This is a genomic window from Brevibacillus fulvus, assembly GCF_016908525.1.
Taxonomy (GTDB): Bacteria; Bacillota; Bacilli; order Brevibacillales; family Brevibacillaceae; genus Brevibacillus_G; species Brevibacillus_G fulvus.
Genome location: NZ_JAFBEB010000006.1, coordinates 105,542 through 128,894 on the forward strand (window position 1 = coordinate 105,542; position 23,353 = coordinate 128,894).

Annotated in this window: 20 protein-coding genes; 3 read left to right on the plus strand and 17 right to left on the minus strand. The window is 50.7% G+C overall.

The features are described from left to right. Window positions 1–182 precede the first annotated feature (182 nt). The 15 genes from glnA to miaB form a co-directional block, all read right to left on the minus strand. Window positions 183–1,517, minus strand: a complete 1,335-nt coding sequence (gene glnA / locus JOD01_RS10425) for a type I glutamate--ammonia ligase (protein WP_204518258.1) — start codon at window positions 1,515–1,517, stop codon at window positions 183–185. Window positions 1,518–1,562: 45 nt separating this feature from the next. Further along, window positions 1,563–1,973, minus strand: a complete 411-nt coding sequence (locus tag JOD01_RS10430) for a MerR family transcriptional regulator (protein ID WP_204518259.1) — start codon at window positions 1,971–1,973, stop codon at window positions 1,563–1,565. Window positions 1,974–2,170: 197 nt separating this feature from the next. Further along, a complete protein-coding gene (locus tag JOD01_RS10435) occupies window positions 2,171–3,451 on the minus strand; it encodes a methionine gamma-lyase family protein (protein WP_204518260.1) in 1,281 nt (426 codons plus the stop codon). A gap of 6 nt (window positions 3,452–3,457) precedes the next feature. Beyond that, the gene (gene hflX / locus JOD01_RS10440; protein ID WP_204518261.1) at window positions 3,458–4,753 is read right to left on the minus strand and encodes a GTPase HflX; all 1,296 of its coding nucleotides are present in this window, start codon (window positions 4,751–4,753) and stop codon (window positions 3,458–3,460) included. 73 nt (window positions 4,754–4,826) lie between these two features. After that, the gene (locus JOD01_RS10445; protein ID WP_204518262.1) at window positions 4,827–5,804 is read right to left on the minus strand and encodes an AAA family ATPase; all 978 of its coding nucleotides are present in this window, start codon (window positions 5,802–5,804) and stop codon (window positions 4,827–4,829) included. Window positions 5,805–6,109: 305 nt separating this feature from the next. Further along, window positions 6,110–6,349 carry an RNA chaperone Hfq gene (gene hfq / locus JOD01_RS10450; RefSeq protein ID WP_204518263.1) on the minus strand — a complete coding sequence of 80 codons (240 nt, stop codon included), beginning with the start codon at window positions 6,347–6,349 and terminating at the stop codon, window positions 6,110–6,112. A 29-nt stretch (window positions 6,350–6,378) separates the two neighbouring features. Further along, window positions 6,379–7,332, minus strand: coding sequence for a tRNA (adenosine(37)-N6)-dimethylallyltransferase MiaA (gene miaA / locus JOD01_RS10455; protein WP_204518264.1), 954 nt, complete (start codon window positions 7,330–7,332; stop codon window positions 6,379–6,381). Window position 7,333: 1 nt separating this feature from the next. Next, the gene (locus JOD01_RS10460; RefSeq protein ID WP_204518265.1) at window positions 7,334–8,119 is read right to left on the minus strand and encodes a class I SAM-dependent methyltransferase; all 786 of its coding nucleotides are present in this window, start codon (window positions 8,117–8,119) and stop codon (window positions 7,334–7,336) included. 152 nt (window positions 8,120–8,271) lie between these two features. Continuing rightward, window positions 8,272–8,655, minus strand: a complete 384-nt coding sequence (locus JOD01_RS10465) for a VOC family protein (protein ID WP_204518266.1) — start codon at window positions 8,653–8,655, stop codon at window positions 8,272–8,274. 37 nt (window positions 8,656–8,692) lie between these two features. Next, window positions 8,693–10,717, minus strand: a complete 2,025-nt coding sequence (mutL, locus tag JOD01_RS10470) for a DNA mismatch repair endonuclease MutL (RefSeq protein WP_204518267.1) — start codon at window positions 10,715–10,717, stop codon at window positions 8,693–8,695. 33 nt (window positions 10,718–10,750) lie between these two features. Next, complete coding sequence (mutS, locus tag JOD01_RS10475; protein WP_204518268.1) at window positions 10,751–13,354, minus strand: DNA mismatch repair protein MutS; 2,604 nt, start codon at window positions 13,352–13,354, stop codon at window positions 10,751–10,753. Window positions 13,355–13,456: 102 nt separating this feature from the next. After that, window positions 13,457–14,701, minus strand: a complete 1,245-nt coding sequence (locus JOD01_RS10480) for a putative amidoligase domain-containing protein (RefSeq protein WP_204518269.1) — start codon at window positions 14,699–14,701, stop codon at window positions 13,457–13,459. Window positions 14,702–14,813: 112 nt separating this feature from the next. Continuing rightward, entirely contained in the window at window positions 14,814–15,377 is a 564-nt protein-coding gene (gene cotE, locus JOD01_RS10485) for an outer spore coat protein CotE (RefSeq protein WP_204518270.1), read from the minus strand. 168 nt (window positions 15,378–15,545) lie between these two features. Further along, on the minus strand, window positions 15,546–15,989 hold the full coding sequence (locus JOD01_RS10490; RefSeq protein ID WP_204518271.1) for a YlbF/YmcA family competence regulator: 444 nt from the start codon (window positions 15,987–15,989) through the stop codon (window positions 15,546–15,548). A gap of 3 nt (window positions 15,990–15,992) precedes the next feature. Continuing rightward, on the minus strand, window positions 15,993–17,504 hold the full coding sequence (gene miaB, locus JOD01_RS10495) for a tRNA (N6-isopentenyl adenosine(37)-C2)-methylthiotransferase MiaB (protein ID WP_204518272.1): 1,512 nt from the start codon (window positions 17,502–17,504) through the stop codon (window positions 15,993–15,995). A gap of 264 nt (window positions 17,505–17,768) precedes the next feature. Here miaB and JOD01_RS10500 point away from each other — a divergent pair, with 264 nt between their 5' ends. Together JOD01_RS10500 and JOD01_RS10505 are read left to right on the plus strand one after the other, a co-directional pair. Then, window positions 17,769–18,998 carry an S-layer homology domain-containing protein gene (locus tag JOD01_RS10500; RefSeq protein WP_204518273.1) on the plus strand — a complete coding sequence of 410 codons (1,230 nt, stop codon included), beginning with the start codon at window positions 17,769–17,771 and terminating at the stop codon, window positions 18,996–18,998. Window positions 18,999–19,167: 169 nt separating this feature from the next. Continuing rightward, the gene (locus JOD01_RS10505; protein WP_204518274.1) at window positions 19,168–20,013 is read left to right on the plus strand and encodes a lipoyl protein ligase domain-containing protein; all 846 of its coding nucleotides are present in this window, start codon (window positions 19,168–19,170) and stop codon (window positions 20,011–20,013) included. A 278-nt stretch (window positions 20,014–20,291) separates the two neighbouring features. On the opposite strand, the gene ilvA is transcribed toward JOD01_RS10505, so the two are convergent. Then, a complete protein-coding gene (ilvA, locus tag JOD01_RS10510; protein WP_204518275.1) occupies window positions 20,292–21,539 on the minus strand; it encodes a threonine ammonia-lyase IlvA in 1,248 nt (415 codons plus the stop codon). A 125-nt stretch (window positions 21,540–21,664) separates the two neighbouring features. Here ilvA and cbpB point away from each other — a divergent pair, with 125 nt between their 5' ends. Continuing rightward, window positions 21,665–22,096 carry a cyclic-di-AMP-binding protein CbpB gene (gene cbpB, locus JOD01_RS10515; protein WP_204518276.1) on the plus strand — a complete coding sequence of 144 codons (432 nt, stop codon included), beginning with the start codon at window positions 21,665–21,667 and terminating at the stop codon, window positions 22,094–22,096. 112 nt (window positions 22,097–22,208) lie between these two features. Here the strand turns inward: cbpB and JOD01_RS10520 are convergent, their stop codons facing one another. After that, a complete protein-coding gene (locus JOD01_RS10520; RefSeq protein ID WP_204518277.1) occupies window positions 22,209–23,258 on the minus strand; it encodes a YheC/YheD family protein in 1,050 nt (349 codons plus the stop codon). Window positions 23,259–23,353: the final 95 nt, after the last annotated feature.

The window sequence follows — 23,353 nt, forward strand, 5'->3', positions numbered from 1 at the left end:
AAAACCGGTTTTTGCGGAACAAGGTCAATTTGCAGGCAGCCGTGTTTGTGTCGCATAAAGGGCCGTTAACCGCAACTTTATGCCGGAGAATTTCGTAATCTCGTTAACTTCTTTTTTCGGTTTTTCGCTGGGAACAAAAGAAAAACCCCTCGCGACCATGCGGCACAAGGGGCTAACTTCGATTAATAAGTATTCATATATTGCTCTCTTTCCCATTCATGGACGCGCATCCGGAACATATCCCATTCGATTTCCTTTGCATCAATGAAGTTCATCAGGGCATGTTCACCGAGCGCTTCACAGATGACCGGATCGGCTTTGAGACATTCAACCGCATCCTTTAAGGTAGCCGGCAAGTTTTCGATTCCGTTTGCTTCCCGTTCTGCATCGGACATCACGTAAATGTTGCGATCGATCGGAGCGGGCAGTTGCATTTTCTTTTTGATGCCATCCAAACCTGCTTTGAGCATTACCGCAAGCGCCAGGTACGGATTGGCTGCCGGATCGGGGCTGCGGACTTCAATCCGCGTGCTGAGGCCGCGTGAAGCGGGCACGCGAACTAGCGGCGAACGGTTTTTGGCCGACCATGCTACATAGCACGGCGCTTCATACCCGGGCACCAATCGTTTGTAAGAGTTAACCAAAGGGTTGGTAATCGCGGTAAAATTGCGCGAATGCGCCAAGATGCCTGCTAAATAATACTTCGCGGTCTGGCTCAAGCCAAGCGGGTCCTGTTCATCGTAGAAAACATTTTTATCACCACTGAACAGCGACTGATGTGTATGCATCCCTGAGCCGGAAACCCCAAACAACGGTTTTGGCATAAAGGTAGCGTGCAGACCATGCTGACGCGCCACTGTCTTCACGACAAGCTTGAAGGTGACAATCTGATCTGCGGCTTGCACAGCATCGGCATATTTGAAATCAATCTCATGCTGGCCCGGTGCCACTTCATGGTGCGAAGCCTCCACTTCAAAGCCCATCCGTTCCAACGTAAGCACGATGTCACGGCGGCAGTTCTCACCCAGATCCAGCGGAGCGAAATCAAAGTAGCCGCCTTGATCGTTCAGATTGAGGCTTGCTTCCCCTTTTTCATTCATTTTGAACAAGAAAAATTCCGGTTCCGGTCCGACATTAAATGAGGTAAAGCCCATCTCATTGGCTTCTGCGACCACTTTTTTCAAGATTTGGCGCGGATCACCGCCAAAAGGTGTACCGTCCGGCATATAAATATCGCAGATCAGGCGGGCAACCTTTCCTTCTTCAGTCCCCCATGGAAATACAACCCATGTATCCAGATCAGGATACAAATACATATCGGATTCTTCGATGCGCACAAAACCCTCGATGGAGGAGCCGTCAAACATCATTTTGTTATCCAATGCTTTCGGCAACTGAGACAACGGAATCTCCAAATTTTTGATGACTCCCAGCAAATCTGTAAATTGCAGGCGAATGAATTTGACATTTTCCTCTGTTGCCATGCGCATGATATCTTCTTTTGTATATTTGCCCATATGCCCCTCCTAATGTGAAAACAATTAACTCAGGTAAATTATCTTTTAATGAAAGAAACGGGACAGTTCCGCGCGAATCAGCGCATTATCGCCGGTACGGGAGACACCCGTGTTGACAACTTGCTGTTTTAACAGTTGGTGCAATTCCTTGTCAGTCAATTCCTTCCGTTTTTGTTCCGATGTGGCTGTGATCTCCGTTTTGACCGGCTCCGATTGTTCAAGGCTCATCACCTGCTTAATCCCGGCAATATTCAAACCTTTTTCAATCAAGGCCTTGATTTCCAACAAACGGTCCACATCATTAAAGGAAAAAAGGCGCTGTTTTCCCTCTGTACGGGCAGGGAAAATCAGTTCATGCTGTTCATAATAACGGATTTGTCGAGCGGTTAATTCTGTCAATTTCATGACTATACCAATGGGAAAGAGGGCCATATTCCTGCGGATATCATCACTCATACTTTCAGTCCCTCCCTTTCGAGTATTTCTTATCATCATCTTAACGAAAACGCTATCAATCTGTCAATGCATGTGAGAAAAGGTTACGTTTTAAATTTTCTGTTTGTCATGAAAGGGCAAGAATGCCTGTCCGCATGTTTGCATACGAACAGGCACCCATTGTCTTGTTTTATGTCAATTCCGCACGGTTCCATCCGTTAGTTGCTCTCCGGCAAGTCTAACAAGCCTTTTGCCAACAGCCCATCCAAAGCTGTCAGGATTCCTACTTTGACATGCGAGTATGTTAGACCGCCTTGCACAAAACCAAGGTAAGGCGGGCGAATCGGCCCGTCAGCTGAAAACTCGATGCTTGCTCCCTGAATAAACGTTCCCGCAGCCATGATTACCGGGTCGGCATAGCCGGGCATTTCACTCGGATAAGGAGTGACGTGAGAGTCAACCGGGGCTGCTTTTTGTATCCCCTGACAAAAAGCGATCAAACGTTCAGCGGAACCAAACTCAATGGATTGGATCAAATCGGTTCTCGGCTCATGCCAAAGCGGATTGGTGCGAAACCCAAGCCGCTCCAGCAGGGCGGAAGAAAAGACCGCTCCCTTTAATGCTTCGCCCACGACGTGGGGAGCCAAAAAGAATCCTTGATACATCTCCAGCAAAGAGTAAAGCGACGCTCCCCCCTCTGCACCGATGCCGGGCGCGGCCATGCGATAAGCGGCGAGTTGAACCAAATCTTTTTTCCCGACGACGTAGCCGCCTGTCTTGACTATGCCGCCTCCGGGATTTTTGATTAACGAGCCGGCCATGATGTCTGCCCCTACTTGCAATGGTTCCAGCTCTTCCGTAAACTCACCGTAACAGTTGTCGACAAAGACCAGCAGTTCCGGATTGATTTCCTTGACGAAGGCTACCATCTCTTTGATCTTGGCGATCGTAAAAGATGGGCGATCGGCATAACCGCGCGAACGCTGAATGCCGATCACTTTTGTCTTGGGCGTGATGGCAGCGGCCACAGCGGCAAAGTCAACCTCTCCCTGCGGTGTCAGCGGAATCGCTTGATAACCGATCCCGTAATCCCGCAAAGATCCTTGTCCTTGCCCGCGAACGCCGATGACCTCTTCCAACGTATCATACGGTTTGCCCGTCATATAAATCAGCTCGTCGCCAGGACGCAGCAACCCAAACAAACAGATGGCGATTGCGTGTGTCCCGGAAATGATTTGCGGTCTGACCAGCGCCGCCTCCCCGCCGAACACATCGGCATAAATGGCTTCCAACGTGTCGCGCCCGGTATCATCGTACCCGTAACCGGTTGAAGGCGTAAAATGAAATTCGTTGACCTCATGTTTTTGGAACGAACGAAGCACCTTTAACTGATTAAAATCGACCAGCGCGGCAATCTCCTGATGCCGTTGGGCGATTTGCGCTTCCACTTCGGCCACGATCGGCTGAAGCTGTGCCCCGTGTGTAAATAATTGAAACATGCTTGCTTACCAACTTTCTTCTGTGATCTCAGGTTTGTTCTCCAAAAATGGATAGATACGTCCATAAATCGGGTGTTCGCGGTTGACTCGCACTTTGACCAGATAGGCGGATTCCGGTTCCAAATATTCCTGTTCAAAATCGATCGCATCGCGGTAGAGCATGGACAAAATATCGCCTCGCTCGACGGGAACCTTCAACGTCATCTGATTAAAGGAAGCGGAAACGATGCTCTCGATCCTTTGCAGCAACCGGTTCAAATCCTCATCTTGCATGGCGGAGATGACGATCGATTCGTCCATGCGCGGAATATAGGCGGAAGGATGCAGCAAATCCGCCTTGTTAAACACGACAAGCTGCGGGAGCTCTTCCGCTTTCAAATCCCGCAACACTTTCTGCACGACTTCCATATGGATTTCCCAATCCGGATGGTGCAAATCTACCACATGCAAGATCAAATCGGCCTCCTTAACCCCTTCCAAAGTGGAACGAAAGGCGGCGACCAGCGAAGTGGGCAAATCCTGAATAAAACCGACCGTATCGGTTAACAGCACTTCCATCCCGTTCGGCAGGCGAAGCTGCCGGGTTGTCGGATCAAGCGTGGCAAACAGCTTATCTTCCTGAAGAGTGTCCGCAGCAGTGAGACGGTTAAGCAGTGTGGACTTGCCTGCATTCGTATAACCGACAAGCGCAATTTGAAACACTTGATTCTTTTTGCGCCGTTCGCGGTGCAGCTGCCGGGTGCGCACAATATCCTGAAGCTGCTGCTTCAGCTCGCTAATTCTCCGGCGGATATGCCGCCGATCGCTTTCCAGCTTGGTTTCACCCGGGCCGCGTGTTCCGATCCCGCCGCCCAAACGGGAGAGCTGTTTGCCTTGCCCCGCCAATCGGGGCAGCAAATAATTGTACTGGGCCAGCTCCACTTGTATTTTCCCTTCACGGGATTGGGCCCGACTGGCGAATATATCCAAGATCAACTGGGTCCGGTCGATGATTTTGCAATCGAACAGCGTATCCAGATTGCGGTTTTGACTGGGGGAAAGCTCATCGTTGAAGATGATCAGATCTACATCCAGCTCAACAGCGCGATGAGCAATCTCTTCGATCTTCCCTGTGCCCAAATACCAGGCGGCATCGACACGCTCACGATTTTGCGTGTATACCTCGACGACTTCCACTCCCGCGGTTCGTGCCAACTCGTGCAATTCTTCCATGGACAGCCGAACGCGTTCTTCATCGCGATAATCAAGGATGCAGCCGACGAGAATCGCCCGCTCGCGCCCTTTGTTTATTTCATGTGTCATTGATTCACTTCCCTTCTTCCCTATCTTATCACAAAACTGCCGGCAAATGATGGGCTGCCGGCCGCTTGCACTTTTATTCTCCTGTCTGTTTGCTTTCAAACAAAAAGGAAAAGTCTTCTTCCTTTAGGGTCAGCAAGTCGCCTAACTTGGGGCTTTCCATTTTCAGCAATCGGACCGCCTGCAAGCGGATCGCTTTTTCAATGATATTTCGGATATAACGGGCGTTGCTGAAATTGTCATAAAACGGATCATGCAGCAACGCAAACAGTTTCCGCCTGATTTTTTCCAACGCTTCCGGGGCCAGTTCATACTCTTTGCTTTTGGCCATAATCTTGGCGATTTCCAACAGTTGCTCCACGTCGTAATTTTGAAACTGGATTTGGATGGGGAACCGGGAAGGCAGACCGGGGTTCAAATCGAGAAATTGCTCCATTTCGTCATTGTATCCGGCGATAATACAGATAAAATCATTCCCGGAATCTTCCAGTGCTTTTGTCAAACAATCGATTGCTTCCTTGCCAAAATCTTTTTCTCCGCCGCGAGCCAACGAATATGCTTCATCGATGAATAAGACGCCACCCATCGCTTTTTTGATCAAATCGCGGGTTTTTTGAGCGGTATGCCCGATAAATTCCCCGACCAGATCGGCTCGCTCCACTTCGATCAAATGCCCTTTTGTCAGTATGCCCACTTCTTTGAAGATCCTGCCGACGATACGGGCAACCGTTGTCTTGCCCGTTCCCGGATTGCCTTTGAACACCATATGCAAGACTTGTTTTTCCGTTTTCAATTGATGCTTTTCCCGCTGTTTGTTCACGCGCAACAAAGCGAATATTTCATAAATTGTTTTTTTGGCTTCCTGCAAGCCCACCAGTTCTTCCAGTTCTTCAAACAAGGCGGCCAAATTCGCATCAGCTGTCGCCTTCACCATGTCTGCCAATGAAGTGGGTTGCTTGACGCTGATCGGACGGTTGAAGATCACTTGAATACGATTTGAAGCCTGTGACGTATCCCCTGTCTCCTGCATTTTTGGGTTTCCCGTTTGCTTCATCCTGCTCATCCACCTCCACCATCTTATCAAAGTATACTCAGTTGCCATGAAAACCTGCTCTTTTTCCTTGGGCAAAATCTCCACAACAGCTGAGGCGGGCATAAAAAGGAAGGAAGCCAACGGAGTATTTTCGGCTTCCTTACACCATATGTCGGGTGGACGAAGGATACAACTGGACAGGCTTACGTTTACATACGAATCAGGAGCCGCTTACTCAATACCCAAATCAGCAGCCCCCGCAAAGCTATGATTTCCTCTCCTAAATGAAAAAGCCCGGATTCAATCATCCCGGCTTCGTCGTGTGCTTATTGTTGGCTATTCTCTGCTGGCATCAGAGAAACAGGCCGCTGCGGGGTAAACGTAGAGATGGCGTGTTTATACACAAGCTGTTGTTTTCCCTCGCTGTCTATGACAATTGTGAAGTTATCAAACGCTTTGATAAACCCCCTCAACTGAAAACCATTCACCAGATAGATGGTAACGGCAATATTTTCTTTCCGCAAGTGGTTCAAAAATGTATCCTGGATGTTGATCGTCTGTTTCATGAACAATACCCCCTAAAAGGACTTGTAAGTTATATATTCGCTATTTGGCGAAACTTTCCTGCCACTCTGGTTGCAATTGTTTCAAACACTTCTGCACGGTTGGCTTTTTCGCTCAAATCGTACCACTCGATTTCCGGCATTCGCCGAAACCAGGACAGTTGCCGTTTGGCAAAGTGACGCGTGCGCTGTTTAATGTCATTTATCGCTTTTTCCAAAGAGACTTCCCCGTACAAATACGGAACGAGCTCCTTGTAGCCCAACCCTTGCATGGAGATGAGCGAAGGGCTGTACCCTTTATCCAGCAGCTGTCTCACTTCTTCCACCAAACCTTGCTCCACCATTTTATCGACCCGCTGATTGATCCGCTCATAAAGCAAAGCTCTGTCCATGGTCAGGCCGATCATCAGCAAATCGTATGGGGAATGTTTGGCCCGGTGCTGGTAATCGGCCATTTTATACCCGGTCAATTCGTAGATTTCAATCGCCCGAATCACCCGTTTGACATCATTCGGATGGAGCCGATCGGCGGTGACAGGGTCAATTGCCTGCAGCCTTTGGTGAAGCGCCTCGACGCCTTCCGTCTCGGCCATTTTTTGCAACCGTTCGCGCAAGTTCGGATCGTGGGACGTTTGGGCAAACTGGAAGCTGTGTGTTACCGATTCTATGTAGAGACCTGTCCCTCCAACGATCATCGGAAGGTGTCCTCGTTGATTGATTTCACTGATGAGCCTCGTCGCCATCGATTGAAATACGGCGACAGAATAGTCTTCATCCGGATCGATAATGTCAATTAAATGGTGTGGAACCACGGCTCGCTCTTCGGCTGTCGCTTTCGCGGTGCCGATATTCATTTCGCGGTAGACCTGCATGGAGTCGCCGGAGATAATTTCGCCTGCTGTTCGATGTGCCAGCATCAGACTCAACTCCGTTTTTCCGACAGCGGTCGGTCCCACAATCACAACCAGTTTTTCTTTCGGTTCCATGTCACTCCCCTCCAATCGGCTCCCTGTAACTGTAGATCACCTGATGGGCGCGCTTGCGGTATAGCGTAAACCCAAATTGTTTGTGCAGCTTGCCCGTCTTTCCCTCTTTCAGGACAACCCGCCTTCTTGCCACCTGAAGCGCTTCCTCAATCACTTCTGTCTGAAGGGAACGCACATTGGCATATTCGCGAATGCCCTCGATCCCTTTGGAGGCGTCGACCGTCTCTGCAAACATCGGATCGAGATAGACGACATCAAACGATTTTCGCGGCAACTGGCGCAAATAGGTCAAATGATCTTGCCGGACCACTTCAATCCGGCGCATTGCTGCGTTTAGCGCAGGAGAGTCGCTCAACCAATGGCGGAGCCCGTCTTCCACCAGCAATGCGATCAATGGCTGCGACTCAACTCCAACCACGCGGCCGCTTGTTCCTGCGGCATGCGCAAAAACGATCGCATCTGCGCCCAAACCAAGCGTGGCGTCCAGTATATGATCACCTGGTTGAATTTGGCAAACAGAGAGCATAATATCAGTATCGCCGCGCTCCAGCCGCTTTATACGAAAAGCGGCGGTATTGGGGTGAAAAAAGAGCGGCTGTTTTCCGGATGCCTCCAATCTTGCACCCTTGCCCGTCACAACAACGACTTGCTCCGTCTGGTACATCCGCCGCAACTCGTTTAATGACCGTTCTGCTCGCTCGACCAACGGCACACCAAGCTTCTCCGCCAGTTGTCGCGCATGTGCCCGAATCTGTTCATTCACTCCCATGCTTGTGGTGACAATCAATCGTCATTTCCCCCCTGAAAAACTTGCCTGCACGCAGCTCACCTGTCAGGCAACAAGCTTTCCATTCGGCAGACTTCAAACAATAGAAATACTTATACTATAAAATAATGGAAAAAGCAAACGACTTGCTCCTGGAAGCCATCGATTTTTTTTTATTCCAGATAATGCGAAACTTCCAGCAAATTTTGATCCGGATCGCGGAAATAGACGGAGACGATCGGACCCAACGCTCCGGTACGCTGAATCGGCCCTTCAATCACCGGCACGCCGCAGCGATTCAAATGAGCGACGACCTCTTCAAGCGGTGTGGTGGTAATAAAGCAAAGATCAGCGGAACCCGGAACCGGATGATTGGCTTTCGGCTCAAACTCCTGGCCATGCAAATGCAGGTTGATCTTTTGCTGGCCAAAATGCAACGCGTAGCGCCCTGCTGATGATTTGACAACCTTCATGCCCATGACCTGCTCGTAAAATCGCGTTGTGACGGTGATATCTTTTACCGTTAACACTAAGTGATCCAAGCTGGCAATTTCCATTAGGCTTTCCCCATTTCATACAACAAATTTTGTGCCGCTAATTGGTTCGCTTAAACATTTTCTCCAAGTCGTAGGTGGAAAAGTGCAAAATAATCGGTCGGCCGTGGGGACATGTAAACGGGCTGCTTGTCTCCCGCAGCGTATTTAGCAAGCTTTCCATTTCCGCAAAAGTCAAAAACCGGTTTGCTTTGATCGACGCCTTGCAAGCCATGAGGATGGCCGCTTTTTCCCGCATCAAAACCACGTCCGCCTGCTCCGCCTCGCTTGCCTCGAGGACAAATTGAATCAGCTCTTCCATTATTTCCAGTTCACTGCCTTCGGGAAACCAGTGCGGATGGGCACGGACGATAAAAGTCCGCGCGCCGAACGCCTCAATCTCCAACCCAAACGATTGCAACACGGGCAAGCGCTTTTGCAATCGTTCCGCCTCTGCTACCGTACATTCGATCGTATGGGGAAAAAGCATGATCTGACTGGCCACGCTTTGCTCCCGAAGCTTGCGCATAAACAACTCATAAAAAATCCGCTCCTGAGCGGCGTGCTGATCGATCAGGTACATACCCGTATCGTTTTGCGCGACAATATAAGTTCCATGCACCTGTCCTACCGGAAACAGCAACGGCACGGCTTCGCGGTTCGGTTCTGTTTCCGTTGACTGCTGTTGCTCCTGCGCTCCTTCCGCTCCCTGCCGGGGCCAAGCGGCAGCTTCCGTTGGCGTTGGCGCATACGGCAGGGCGGCTTCTCGCAGGGAAGGCTGGCCGGTCCACTCTTGCCGCCTGTCGCGCTCCGCTTCTTCTTGGCCGGAAAGCGGCAATTGCTCCGGGGCGGGCCGGTCGATTATCGTTGGCGCAGCATCGAGCCACATTTTCCCGCTGGTCGCTGCTTCTGCTTCAGCGCTTGCGAGCGGCAATTCTGCCGCGGATGGTTCGCCTGGCGGCTGCAGCCACTGGCGAATGCTCGCTCCTGTTGCCGTATCGCTTGACTGACGTGCCGGTTGCCAGTCAAATTGCGGTTGCAGCACCTTTTGCGTCAAGGTTTTGCTTCTCTCAGCGCGCAGCGGCTGAACGACTGCCAGCCTCTCCCGCAGCGTCGATTGAACCGATTGCTCGATGGCGCGGCACAGCTCCTCTTCCTTGCTGAACCGCACTTCCAACTTGGCAGGATGGACATTCACATCGACCAATGTCGGGTCCATCTCGATTTGCAGCACCACGATCGGGTAACGGCCCACCGGCAGCAGTGTATGGTAACCGCGCATAATCGCATTGTGCAAGGCATAGTTGCGAATGTAACGGCCATTGACCAAGGTGGACAAATAAGAACGGTTGGCACGGGTAACCTCGGTCTTGGACAAAAAGCCGCTCCATGTATAGTCAAGGGTTTCCCCTTGAATCGGCAGCAGCAACTTGGCCACCTGGACGCCGTAAATGGCCGCCATGACATGCAGCAACTTGCCGTCACCCGATGTTTGCAGCAATGTTTTGCCATTGTGCAGCAACGTAAAGGCAATGTGCGGATAGGTGAGCGCCAGTCGATTCACATAATCGGAAATGTGTCCGATCTCGGTCGCCAGCGACTTCATATATTTCAAACGCGCCGGTGTGTTATAAAACAGGTCGCGCACGCAAATTTCCGTCCCTTTGACGCGGGCGGCGTCTTCGATCTGTGCGATCCGGCCGCCTTCCACCTTGATTCTGGTGCCTACCTGACCGCTAGCCAGCGAACTGACCAGCTCCACCTTTGCCACGGAAGCAATACTGGGCAAAGCTTCCCCGCGAAAGCCGAGCGTTCGCAGGTGAAACAGGTCGCGCGTTGTCTGGATTTTGCTGGTGGCATGCCGTTCAAATGCCGCCCGGCAATCGTCCCGGTCCATGCCGTGGCCATCGTCAACGACGCGAATCAACTGCAGGCCGCCTTCCTCCACCTCAATCTCAATTCGCCGCGCGTCGGCATCTACGGCGTTTTCGATCAATTCCTTGACAACCGATGCCGGCCGTTCCACCACTTCACCAGCGGCAATCATGTTGGTTAACTGCTCCTCCAGAATGCGGATTTTTCCCATTCTCCCCCTCCTCTCCTGATTTGGTGATATGGTTTATCCTTTCTGTTCTCTCAGCTTTTTTTTCCAGTCATTCAGCTTGATCAACGCATCCATCGGCGTCATCAGATTTAAATCCAGCTCTTTTAATTCGGCCAAGAGCGAATCGGCAAAGGATGGTTCCGATGGTGACGGCAAAGCTTCAGCCACTGGTTCCGCCTGGCGAACCGGCGGCGCTGTCCAAACGGTGTCAAAGCTGATCTGTTCCACGAGCGGTTTCCGCTGCTCGGCATCGCCTTCGAGCGCACGCAAAATGTCCCGGGCCCGCTCAATGACCTGTGCAGGCATCTCGGCCAATTCGGCGACATGAATCCCGTAGCTTTTATCCGCCCGACCGGGATCGATTTTATGCAGGAACAGCAGGCGGCCCTCTCTTTCTTCACAACGGGCGTTCACATTGACGATTCCGGCAATCTGCTGTTCCAAATCGGTCAATTCGTGATAGTGCGTGGAAAAAAGCGTTTTTGCCCCGATTTTTTCACGGATATATTCGATAACGGCCTGTGCCAATGCCATACCATCGTACGTCGACGTGCCCCGGCCGATTTCATCCAGCAAAATTAGGCTTTGCGCGGTCGCTTTTTGCAGGGCGTGTTTCGTTTCAAGCATTTCCACCATAAACGTACTGTGTCCGCCAACCAGATCATCGGCCGCTCCGATGCGCGTGAAAATCTGGTCGACGAGCGAAATCCGCGCTTCGCGGGCCGGGACAAAACAGCCGATTTGCGCCATGATCGTGAGCAAGGCTACCTGTCTCATGTAAGTGCTCTTCCCGGCCATATTCGGTCCGGTGATCAGCAAGATTTGCCGCGACTGTTGATCCATCTCCACATCATTGGCCACATATTTATCCCGGTCAAGCACTGCTTCGACAACGGGATGCCGCCCGTCGCGGATAATGCATTCTCCGCTGGTCACCAGCTGCGGACGAACATAGCCGCGCTCATCGCTGACCGTCGCAAATGCCTGCAGAACGTCAACGGCCGCCACTTGTTCGGCCAAACTTTGCAAGCGGGAAATATGCTGAGCCACTTCGCTGCGGATTTTGCTGAACAATTGGTATTCCAGCTCGACCATTCGCTCTTCCGCTTCCAGGATCAAGGCTTCTTTTTCTTTTAATTCCGGTGTAATGAAGCGCTCGGCGTTGGCCAGCGTCTGCTTTCGCTCATAACGTCCTTGTGGCACGGCGGACAAATTGGCCCGGGATATTTCAATGTAGTAACCGAACACTTTGTTATACCCAACCTTGAGCGAGCGAATTCCCGTCGCTTCCCGCTCCGCCTGTTCCAGCTGGGCAATCCATGTTTTTCCTTCCCGGCTGGCCGTCCGCAGCTTGTCCAAGTATTCATCATAGCCAGGCCGGATCAAGCCGCCCTCCCGCACCGAAATCGGCGGATCTTCAACAAGCGCTCCTTTGAGAAAGACGGCAATATCTTCGCACTCATCCATTTGTTCCGCCAATTTTGCCAAAATGGCGGAACCGGATGCCAACAATCTTTGTTTCAACTGCGGAACCATCTCCAGGGAGAGCCGCAACTGCGTCAAATCGCGGGCGTTTGCATTGCCGTAGGATACCCGGCCCGCCAACCGTTCCAGGTCATAAACCTCGTGCAGGCAACTCCGCAGCTCGCTGCGCAGGATCAGGTCAGCCTTTAAATGTTCGACCGCATCCAGCCGTTGTTCCAGTTCACGCTGATTGAGCAAGGGGCGTTCGATCCAGCGGCGCAGCAAACGGCCGCCCATCGCCGTCTCTGTCCGATCCAGCAGCCAGAGCAAAGAGCCCTTTTTGCTCTTGTCGCGAATCGTTTCGGTCAGTTCCAGATTGCGTCGGCTGAACGGATCCAATTGCAAATATTGTTTTGCATCATACGGTTTTAACAGGCGGAGATGCGCGAGACTGCGCATCTGCGTCGTTCCGATGTAGTGCAATAAAGCATTGACAGCCGCCCGCATCGCAGCGTTCAGTTCCGTCGCCTGCTCCCCATACTGCCGGTCAACAGCCGATGGATCGACCGCTTCAAGCTGCACATATGTAGTCGGGACTCCCGTCGCTTCCTGCGAAAAATCGATGCCGGACAAAATCAATTCCTTCGGCCGGTAATGCAGAGCTTCATCCACAATCGCTGCCGTCTGCCCCCACAATGCTGTCACATACATTTCGCCGGTGCTGAGATCGCAAGCGGCCAAACCGGCCGTTCCTTCCATTTCCGCGACTGCCACCATATAATTGTTTTCCTTGTCACTCAGCCATTTGCCTTCCATCATCGTGCCCGGGGTGATCACCCGAGTCACTTCCCGCCGAACGACGCCTTTGGCTGCCTTCGGATCTTCTACCTGTTCGCAAACCGCCACTTTATAGCCTTTTTTTAACAATTCCGCGATATAATTGTCGGCCGAATGATGCGGGACGCCGCACATTGGAATGCGTTCATCCCCTCCGCCTTCGCGTCCGGTCAAGGTAATTTCCAGTTCACGGGATGCTTTGATCGCATCCTCAAAAAACAGTTCATAAAAATCGCCCAAGCGAAAAAACAAGAAAGTATCCGGATAATCGCGCTTGATCGCCAGATACTGTTGGATCATAGGGGTATATTGAGTCATGTTACAACGTCTCCTAGTTCGCCAATTCTTTGTCCATTATAGCACGGATCGCATGGAAGTGGGGGAATGCGACACTCTCTCCACATTCCCCCAACCGAATCTTCACAGTCCCCAATGGGGGCGGAAATCCCGTTCCACCGGCCAGACTTCGCCCGACAAAAGATAGTCGAAATAGCGGTTTAGAACGGATGCATACCGAGCGTAATCAGGAAGCTGTTTCAGCGCCGCCCACAGTTGCAAGACGAGCGGACGCAGCATTTCCTTTCGTCCCCGGTAATAAGCGATCAGCAGCCTGCCTTGCAAACGAACGGCCGGCAAACTTCGCCAATGGGTGGCTACGAGCTTGGCCAGGCTCAGCACCCCGCTCGTAATCAGCGGCGAGACGAGCCAGCTTGGCAAAGTGCGGTACTCGAATCCGCCGTAATCCTTTTCCCGCACGTCGCCGAGAAAGCCATAACGCGGTCTGCGCCTGCGGCATCCTTCATCTTCTGCCAGCACGAGCGGCACAGCCAAGTACGCATCCAATTGGCGGAGCAGCCCGAAATGCAGCGGAATCCCGCTGAAATGAATATGACCGCCTGTCGGGTAACCGGCAAACGGCATTCCGCCTGCCAACCATTCTACCTCTCGCTTGTCGATCCTCGCCGCGGCCAACTGCAATGCCTCCTCGATGCGGCTCGTCAACTCTGCCGGATCAGGACTGGGGTCTGGTCTGATCTCAACCAACGGCCATTGGTTTAACGCCAATTCCTCCCGATAGCGGGTCGAATCACAGCCAACCTTCCCCCGTTTGCCAAAATAATCCGAGGCGAGTGCCATCTCTCCCGAACGCTGCCGCAGAGCGAATTCCGGATCGGCTCCCAACACGATTTCTGCCTGCCGACTGGCTTCCAGCCGGGCTCGCAGCTCCTCCCGCGCTTCCCGAATAAAATCGCGCTGTTCCTGCTCCGGATCGAACGCCTGTACCTGCAATACTTTGACCCGATGAATCGAAAAGGCAGCCAGCACCACCCGGCCGCTGTTCAGTCCCAACCCGTAGAGGGAGCGTACCGCCAAATGTTTGACCAGGCGGTGCTCGGGATTGTCGGCCTCGCTGGTTATCGGCCTGAAAGTGCGGTCAGCCAACGGATGCTGCAGCCAATCGCCGCGCTCTTCCGCCTGTTCCATGCGCAGCAGTTGCGCTTGATCTAACCAGCATTGGTACAACCGCAACTGTCCGGCCAACATTTGTTGATCTTTAGCCGACAAGACAGGGATGCCCTGCAGCCTCAGCCACTGCAGGGTCTGGTCAGTCTGCCGCCAAGCCGTCGTTTTCGTTGCTTTGATAAAGGGAGAGTGAACCGTCATCGTCTGGCCTCCCTGTAACGTTATCGTCATAAGACACTTTGCCCGAAAAAAGCTTGCATGACCGAGACGGTATGTGAATAAAGAAGAAAAAGAGGAGATGGAGACTCTCCTCTTAATTCAAATCGTTATCCAGCAAATCGGCAGACTCAAAGTCGCCAAATTCTTCATCACTCTCGAAGTCTTCCACTTCAAACGCAAACTCCTTGTCGTCACAGCTCGAGCAGACGACTACGCAAACTTTTGTTTCCCCAATGACCTCAACCGCAAACTCGCTTTCTACTTTCACTCTGACTTCACCGCCGCTGGTTAATTCGGCGCGAACGCATTTCGGCTGCTCAATGGCATGCGCGACGATTTCCAGATCACCACGGCTGTTTTTGTCAAAAAAGGAAAGCGGAACAAAAACCGAGAAGTCCACCGTCTCCCGTTTCACTTCAGTTTGCGTGTTGTTTGCAAACGAAAACCACAGGTTTACATCATAGGTACCGGAAACTTCAACGGCGTCTCCGACTTTCTCTGCCTGGAAGTTTGTGTTTATAATCCAGCATCCGAGGATCGTCGAAGGAGTATGCGACGGTATAATCACATGGGTGGTTTGGGTGAATTTGTGACCTTTACCACAAACAGCTTTCGCGATGAGTTCCCGGCACTGTAGGTCTTTTTCTGTACCCGACATTTCGTTACCTCCTCCATACAACGTTTCTGTACATTTGTATGCAGGGCGTTCGACTAGGGTGCAAAAACCCAGAGGCGGAATTGGGAAAAACTTCGCAAAAGCGAAAGGCTCTGCTTCACGGCAACAAATTGCCGAGCAGAGCCTTTGCTTTGGTCCACAGCACGATCCTCAGAGGGAGCAGCAACCATCTCCATCTTTTTTCAGCCCGCCGCCGGTTTCACCTGTCAACGGGTTGCCGCCTGTATCCAGGATGATCCGTTCGGATACGGTGTTGGTGATCACATGTGTCACCATTTGCAGCAAGTCATTCACATCCACTTGCGATTGCTTGAATTCTTCCACCAACGGAATGCTGTCCAGTTCATTCTGCAGTTGATTGTATTCGTCTTCCACCTTTTTGGCCAATTCCGGTTTTTGAATGGATTCAAACATCACCAACTGTTTCTGTTTTTGCTTGATTTGGCTGATTAGTTCCTGGACCCGTTGATTGTGCTTAATTTGTTGTTCGGCCCGTTTGAAAAAATCCACTTCTTTCGTGTTGGCGATCATGTTGGCCAATTCACGGGCTTTGTTGAGAATATCCTGATCTGTATACAATTTGCTTTGCTCCATTGTTTACACCTCGACTTTGGTTACGATTTCACCCCAGAGTGTCCATGTTTTCGCATCGGTAATGCGCACATCGACCAGTTGCCCGATCAGAGAGTGGTCAGCTTTGACGTGTACGAGCTTGCCAGTGCGTGTACGGCCCGCCAACACTTCCGGATTGGTTTTGCTTTCTCCTTCAAACAGCACTTCCACCGTTTGTCCTTGCATCGCCAGATTTTTCTCCCGGCTCCAACGATTGGTCACTTCCATTAAGCGGTGCAAACGGTCTTTCTTCACTTCTTCCGGTACGGAATCAGCCATCTCCGCAGCCGGAGTGCCCGCACGCGGCGAATACATGAAAGTATAAGCGGAATCATACCCGACTTCCTCGACGAGCGAGAGCGTTTCCTGGAATTGTTCTTCCGTCTCTCCAGGGAACCCGACGATAATATCGGTCGTCAACGCGGCGTTTGGAATCGCAGCCTTGATTTTGCGAACCAATTCCAGATATTGTTCACGGGTATATTTGCGCGCCATTCTCTTCAGCACTTCGCTGCTGCCGGACTGGACAGGCAAATGGATTTGTTCCACCAGATTGCCGCCTTTGGCCAGCACTTCGATCAAATGGTCGTCAAAATCGCGAGGATGGCTGGTGGTGAAGCGAATGCGCGGAATGTCGATTTTGCGCAATTCATCCATCAAATCGCCAAGACCATATTTGATATCGGTCAGGTCTTTGCCGTAAGCGTTCACGTTTTGCCCGAGCAGCATAATTTCCTTATAACCTTGGCGAGCCAGATCGCGCACTTCTGCAATCACATCTTCCGGACGGCGGCTGCGTTCTTTTCCGCGCGTATAAGGGACGATGCAGTAGGTGCAAAACTTGTCGCAACCGTACATAATGTTCACCCATGCCTTAATGTTGCCTTCGCGCATTTTGGGCATGTTTTCAATGATGTCCCCTTCTTTGGACCATACTTCAATCACCATTTCTTTGCTGAACATTGCGTCGCGCAACAGCACAGGCAAGCGGTGAATGTTGTGGGTACCAAAAATCAGGTCTACTTGGTGGTAGCTCGACAATATCTTATTAACAACCTTCTCTTCTTGAGACATGCAGCCGCACACACCCAAGATCAGATTCGGGTTGTTATTTTTCAGATGTTTCATATGACCCAATTCGCCAAACACCTTGTCTTCGGCGTTTTCGCGAATGGCGCACGTGTTGAACAGGATTACATCTGCTTGCAGTTCATCTTCCGTTGCGGTATAGCCCATCTGTTCCAAAATACCGGCCATTGTTTCCGAATCATGTTCGTTCATTTGGCAGCCATACGTGCGAATCAGGTAATGCCGGCCTTTGCCGATCTCCTTCATATCGTCAGGTATCGAAAAATCGTACAATACTTTGACATCTTCCTTGCCCCGTTTTTTTGCTTCCTTTAAGCTGGGCGGCTGAAAATATTTGGCAAAATCAGCCGTTGTTTTCGGGGACTTGACGGATTTTAAGTCCGGTGTCGCCTCGTGTTTTGTCGTCATGTATCGTTCACCTCAAGAAGTTTCATTTTTAAGCTATTACAAAAAAATATTATAACATAGAGCCTATTCATTTACCGAAGAAAAACACAAATTTCCAGTGAAAGTTTTGCATTCTGTGACAAATGGCTCACCAATGCTCGCTGCTTTATATGTCTTTTCATCTATTTTTAAGAAATGACCGCGATTGTTGCAACCTTCCGGGAGGATACACCGTCATAGTGTAAGGAAAACAAAAAAAGCAAAATTAGGAACAGGAGGTAATTTATGAGGAAACTGATTCCCATCTTGCTGGCCATTTGTTTAATCTTCACCGCGCTTCCGTTTGCGCAGGCGGCTCCCCGCTTTTCAGATGTGCCCACCAATTTCTGGGCGTATAAAGAAATCAGTTATATGGCTCAGAAAGGGATTATTGAAGGTTATAATGGAAAGTTCCGGCCGAACAGCCAAATTACCCGGGCAGAATTTGCCAAGATTATGGTGGCGGCTGCCGAGCTCGATATTTCCCGCAATCTGGCGCAAACGTTCCAGGATGTGCCGCGGAGCCACTGGGCCTTCCCGTATGTAGAATCGGCAAAGCCTTACCTGACCGGTTACAAATCGGGCTCCCGATACACCTACAAACCAAATGACGAGGCCGTCCGTGAAGATATTGCCGTAGCGCTGGTCAGACTGTTGGGTTACGACCGTACCAAGAAAGCCGATCTCGATGATCTGGACGATTTCAAAGACCGTTCCAAAATTTCCGATAATCTGCGCTCCTACATTGCCATCGCCGTCGATCAGGATTTGATCAAAGGTTACAACGGATATTTCCGTCCGCAAGACCCGATTACTCGCGCTGAGGCTGCTTCCTTGTTGTATCGTGCGATTTTGGAGCGCGATGATGACGATGATGACAAGAACGATAATGGCGAAAAAGTCGTTTTCCCGTCTCCGAAGCCGGCCGCTCTGTCGATCAGCGACAATTTCTCTGACAATCAGTTAAGCAAGTGGGATCGCGATGCGGCGAATGCCCGTTGGCAAGTCATCAATGGGCGCGTTACCGCTTTCTCCGCAGATGACGATGCCGAACATTTCTTCTTGCCGCTCGATTATGACCAGAGCGATAAGCCCGAAAATTATCAGCTGCAGGTGGATCTCATCGCGCAAGGCACCAATGGACTGGGCGGACTGTATTTTAACGGCGATGGCGACGACGCCACAGTCGTATTCCTGACGAAAGACAAAATCAATGTCGGCAAAGTCACCGATTCGGACAAAGATGACGTAAAAATCATCGCCACCCATTCCTATCAGCTGCGCAGCAGCAATCAGATCCGCATCGAAGTGCGCGACGATGACTTTAAAGTGTATGTGAATGGCGTGTTCGTTTTGGAACAAAAAAATCAGGATTTGGATGAGGATGAACTCGGTCTCTATCTGCAAAGAGAAGCGATCGAACACCTCCCGCAACGAATCACCTATTTCGACAACTTTACCTTTAAAGAATTGTAATCAGCAGCAAACGACCGTTCCTTCGCCGGGACGGTCGTTGTTTGCTTGCGGGAAAGCGGCTGTCCAAATCAATGTTCCTCCACTCTGGCGCGTTCATTCCTCGTGGAAAATCGTATCCGCCAAATGATATAATAAAAACCGATTGTCGTCAGAAGGAAGGAGCATCGTTATGTCATTTGCTCAGCCATTGAAATTCCGCTGGATGGATTCGGGGACTCACACTTCCAGCCCCATGGTGCCGCTCGCTTTTGATGAAGCGTTCGCCAATCAGATGGGGTTGCCTCACGCCTGTCCGCTGATTCATCTGTGGATTTATGATAAAGCGTTTTTTTTAGGGCGACGCGACGCAAAATTGCCGAAATTGGCAGAAGCTCTGCGCTATTATGCCAAACTCGGCTATGGCGCGGTGCTGCGTTCATCCGGGGGCGCTTGTGTTCCGCTGGACAGCGGTGTACTGAACCTTGCCATTCACTTGCCGGATACAACGATCGCCATCGATCATTTTTTTCAACTCGTTCAACAGATGCTGACGATCGGACTCGCCGATTTTGGCGATATACGGTTTGGAGAGGTAACCGGCTCCTATTGTGCGGGCGAATATGATTTTTCGATAAACGGCAAAAAAATTGGCGGCATGGCGCAACGCCGGACGCGGCACGGCTCAATTCTGCAGCTGTGCATCAATGTCACGGATCAGCCGCGGGGACCGCTGATGGAACAATTTTACCAGTTCGCCGGTTTGGCTGAAATGGACAAAAACAAGCCGATTCCCGCGATCGATGGTTCGACCGCCGGGAGTTTGCAAGAAACTTCCCCGCTTCCCTTTTCCGTCGAGGAAGTAAAAGCCCGCTTGTTTCGCTCCCTGCAACACGCGTGGCCGATTGAGCAAGTTCCTTTTTCCCTTCCTCTTCAGGCGTTTGAGCAAGCGCGGGCGCATCTCCAGGAACGTCTGGGATTGTTCGCTTTTCAGGCGGATGAAATGACGGGAGCGGACTGGTCACTCGCTTTGCGATAACTTGTCACACCGCAGTCTCTGTACCTGTTTCCTACAAAAACCTAATGTAATTAAACTTGAGTTTAAGCATACTATATATAAGGGACATTTGTTCCACACCTCGATTACTTGCCCGGCTTAACCGCCGGGCATTTTTTCATTCCCGTGCAAACAAGCCGGAACGAGATGAGCGTAATACTGCTTTGGGCGGAACAAAAGCCGCTCGCCGCTGCCAGACAGAAAAACGCCTCCATCGTTTCGACAGAAGCGTTCCAGCAATCTTTTTCAACAGATCATCCTTAAATTAGCAGATTGAACAAATCCGGATCTTTGTTTATTTCGATATAATGAAACCCCTTTTTGTTCATCCGCTCCATTAACGGGAAATAGTCTTCCTGATGTTTCAATTCGATCCCCACCAGCGCCGGGCCGTTTTCCTTATTGTTTTTCTTCGTGTACTCAAAGCGGGTAATGTCATCGTTGGGCCCTAACACCTCGTCCAAAAATTCGCGCAAAGCGCCGGCCCGCTGAGGAAAGTTGACAATAAAATAATGCTTAAGCCCTTCATAAATCAGCGAACGTTCCTTGATCTCCTGCATTCGCTCAATATCGTTGTTACCGCCGCTGATCACGCAAACAACCGTTTTGTCGCGAATTTGCTCGCGATATAAATCCAGGGCGGCAACAGTCAACGCACCTGCTGGTTCGACAACGATCGCGCTTTCGTTGTACAGTTCCAAAATCGTCGTACAGACTTTCCCTTCCGGAACGACAATGATCTCGTCCAAAATTTCCTTGCAAATCTCAAAAGTCAATTGCCCGACTTGCTTGACGGCAGCACCGTCAACAAATTTGTCGATGTCATGCAGGACGACGACTTCATCTTTGCTGATCGATTCCTTCATCCCGGGAGCACCTGCCGGTTCCACTCCGATCACTTTGGTTGACGGGCTGATGCTTTTCACACACGAACCGACTCCCGCTGCCAGACCGCCTCCGCCAATGCCGGCAAAGACGAAATCAACCGGTTCCAACGAATCATTCATAATTTCCATGCCCAATGTGCCTTGTCCCACAATCGTCCGATAATCATCAAACGGGTGGATAAAGACCATGCCTTCCCGTTCACCGTACGCTTTGGCTTGATGGTAAGAATCGTCGAAAGTATCGCCCGTCAGAACGATCTCCACGAACTCTCCCCCGTACAAGCTCACCTGAGATACTTTTTGCCGAGGGGTTGTCGTCGGCATAAATATTTTCCCATGAATCCCCATATGCTTACAGGAGAAGGCGACGCCTTGGGCATGGTTGCCTGCACTGGCGCAAACGACACCTCTTTGGCGCTCCTGTTCCGATAAACTTTGAATGAAGTGGTAAGCTCCACGAATTTTAAATGACCGTACGATTTGCAAGTCTTCACGCTTGAGGTAAACATTACAATGGTAGCGTTGGGACAGGATTTCATTTTTTTGCAATGGCGTTCTGACGACGACATCTTTCAGCGCTTGATTTGCTCTCACAATATCTTCGATTTGTACTCTGCCCATGATTGCAACCTCATTTGTTGAAATTTTAGAAATTATTCTATCACTTGTATAGCTGTGTCGCAACAACGCTTTTTACTATTCATTGATTCGTCCATACGGTATGATAATGGTAGAGGTGATGCTGAATGGAACAGGATTCCAATTTCTTGCAAACTCAAATCAAAGAACTGGTTATCGCATCGACCAAAGTAGCACATGTACAATTAGGAAATTCCCTTGAACACGCATTGCTTGTATTAATCAAGTCCGGATATTCAGCCATACCTGTCCTGGATCACGCTTATCGCATTCAAGGCCAGATCAGCACAACGATGATTTTGGATAAAATCCTGGGGATTGAACGCTTCGAATATGAAAAACTCGATCATCTCGTCGTAGAAGATGTGATGAACCGAAAAATCCCCCGGATGAAAGGAAATGAATCGTTCCTGAAAGCACTGGAGCTTTCCATTAATTATCCTTTTCTCTGCATCGAGGATGAGGAAGGCGTCTTTCAAGGAATTCTCACGCGAAAATCCGTTCTGGCCCTCGTGTACCGGCATTTTCGCCAATTGTAAAGGTTCGCTAGATCAACATGCTCAATTCCGCATATCATAGCAGTACAACGCCGCAGCCAGCTGTGAAGCCCGGCGTTGTTTCTGCACTTGCACCAACCTCTTTCGAGCAAGCTCATTTCAGAAAGCTTTTGGCGTATTCCATCGGCCGTTGATACGTACGCTTGAACATCTCGACTTCACCTGCTTTGTAGAACGAGTAACGCTGATCCCGTACATTGATTTCAATTAAATACGGAGCTCCGTGTTTATCGATTCCCATATCCAGACCGAGGTCCGCCAAAGAAGGAAAGAACTTTTCGTACTGTTTGGCAATTTCCACCGCGGCATGACTGAGCAGCGCCTTTACCCGGTTTGCTTTCTCTTCGGGAAACAGGCTGGAAAACACGGCGTTGATCGAAACGGCCATGCCGCCTCTGGCCAGATTGCTCAAGCGGTTATTGGGGTTGGCTACCTTGGCGACCATCCCGGATACGCCCCATTTTCGTTCGCCATTTTTTTGCACGGAGACGCGAATGTCAAACGTGCTTCCGCGGTAACAGGCGAGAGGAACCGCCTCTTGAATGATAAAGCGCCGGCTGCCCACCCAACGTTCCAATTCCCGAAGCAACCTGCTTTTTGGCAATACTTTTTTCATTCCCGAACTAATCAGCCAGTACTGCTTCCCGGCCGGTTCAATGCGGACCACGCCCTCTCCCACCGAACCTACTGCCGGTTTGACATAGATGACCGGATAGGTGGAAAGAAAGCGTTCCAGCGCGCGTGGCTGAAAGGCAACGGTCTGGGGCAGATAAGGCCGCACCAAGTAATTGTCCCACAGCATTTTGTGCACCTTCAGTTTATCCCTGACGACGATGCCATTGAACACTTTTCGCGAACGGCCGAGTTCTCGAATCATTTTGCGCGTTGCGGGATCACCGCTGAGTACTCGGTTATGAATGACTTTTGGAATCGGAACCTTACTGCTGACCAATCGTCTGCCGTTCCAAAAGTGGCCGATTACTGTATCCGAGTGAAGATTGACATGGCGAGGGTGAAAAAAAACAGGCTCGAGCCCCAGTTCTTTTCCGATTTCCACATAATATGGCAATTGTTCGTACGACTGCTTCCCGTCTTTGGCTTTTTGTACGATTTGCCAATCCAGCATGATGCCGATCCTTTTCACATTGATCCCCTCTTAACTTGGTAAAAATCAAGTTCTACCCATAAGGTATGAGGGGGCCAACTGATTGGACTGCCTATTTTTGCACAGATGCGTAT

Bases quoted from the DNA above. Each gene is read 5' to 3' on its own strand.
- glnA (WP_204518258.1), bottom strand. From the start codon at position 1,517: ATGGGCAAATATACAAAAGAAGATATCATGCGCATGGCAACAGAGGAA.
- JOD01_RS10430 (WP_204518259.1), bottom strand. From the start codon at position 1,973: ATGAGTGATGATATCCGCAGGAATATGGCCCTCTTTCCCATTGGTATA.
- JOD01_RS10435 (WP_204518260.1), bottom strand. From the start codon at position 3,451: ATGTTTCAATTATTTACACACGGGGCACAGCTTCAGCCGATCGTGGCC.
- hflX (WP_204518261.1), bottom strand. From the start codon at position 4,753: ATGACACATGAAATAAACAAAGGGCGCGAGCGGGCGATTCTCGTCGGC.
- JOD01_RS10445 (WP_204518262.1), bottom strand. From the start codon at position 5,804: ATGAAGCAAACGGGAAACCCAAAAATGCAGGAGACAGGGGATACGTCA.
- hfq (WP_204518263.1), bottom strand. From the start codon at position 6,349: ATGAAACAGACGATCAACATCCAGGATACATTTTTGAACCACTTGCGG.
- miaA (WP_204518264.1), bottom strand. From the start codon at position 7,332: ATGGAACCGAAAGAAAAACTGGTTGTGATTGTGGGACCGACCGCTGTC.
- JOD01_RS10465 (WP_204518266.1), bottom strand. From the start codon at position 8,655: ATGGAAATTGCCAGCTTGGATCACTTAGTGTTAACGGTAAAAGATATC.
- mutL (WP_204518267.1), bottom strand. From the start codon at position 10,717: ATGGGAAAAATCCGCATTCTGGAGGAGCAGTTAACCAACATGATTGCC.
- mutS (WP_204518268.1), bottom strand. From the start codon at position 13,354: ATGACTCAATATACCCCTATGATCCAACAGTATCTGGCGATCAAGCGC.
- JOD01_RS10480 (WP_204518269.1), bottom strand. From the start codon at position 14,701: ATGACGGTTCACTCTCCCTTTATCAAAGCAACGAAAACGACGGCTTGG.
- cotE (WP_204518270.1), bottom strand. From the start codon at position 15,377: ATGTCGGGTACAGAAAAAGACCTACAGTGCCGGGAACTCATCGCGAAA.
- JOD01_RS10490 (WP_204518271.1), bottom strand. From the start codon at position 15,989: ATGGAGCAAAGCAAATTGTATACAGATCAGGATATTCTCAACAAAGCC.
- miaB (WP_204518272.1), bottom strand. From the start codon at position 17,504: ATGACGACAAAACACGAGGCGACACCGGACTTAAAATCCGTCAAGTCC.
- JOD01_RS10500 (WP_204518273.1), top strand. From the start codon at position 17,769: ATGAGGAAACTGATTCCCATCTTGCTGGCCATTTGTTTAATCTTCACC.
- JOD01_RS10505 (WP_204518274.1), top strand. From the start codon at position 19,168: ATGTCATTTGCTCAGCCATTGAAATTCCGCTGGATGGATTCGGGGACT.
- ilvA (WP_204518275.1), bottom strand. From the start codon at position 21,539: ATGGGCAGAGTACAAATCGAAGATATTGTGAGAGCAAATCAAGCGCTG.
- cbpB (WP_204518276.1), top strand. From the start codon at position 21,665: ATGGAACAGGATTCCAATTTCTTGCAAACTCAAATCAAAGAACTGGTT.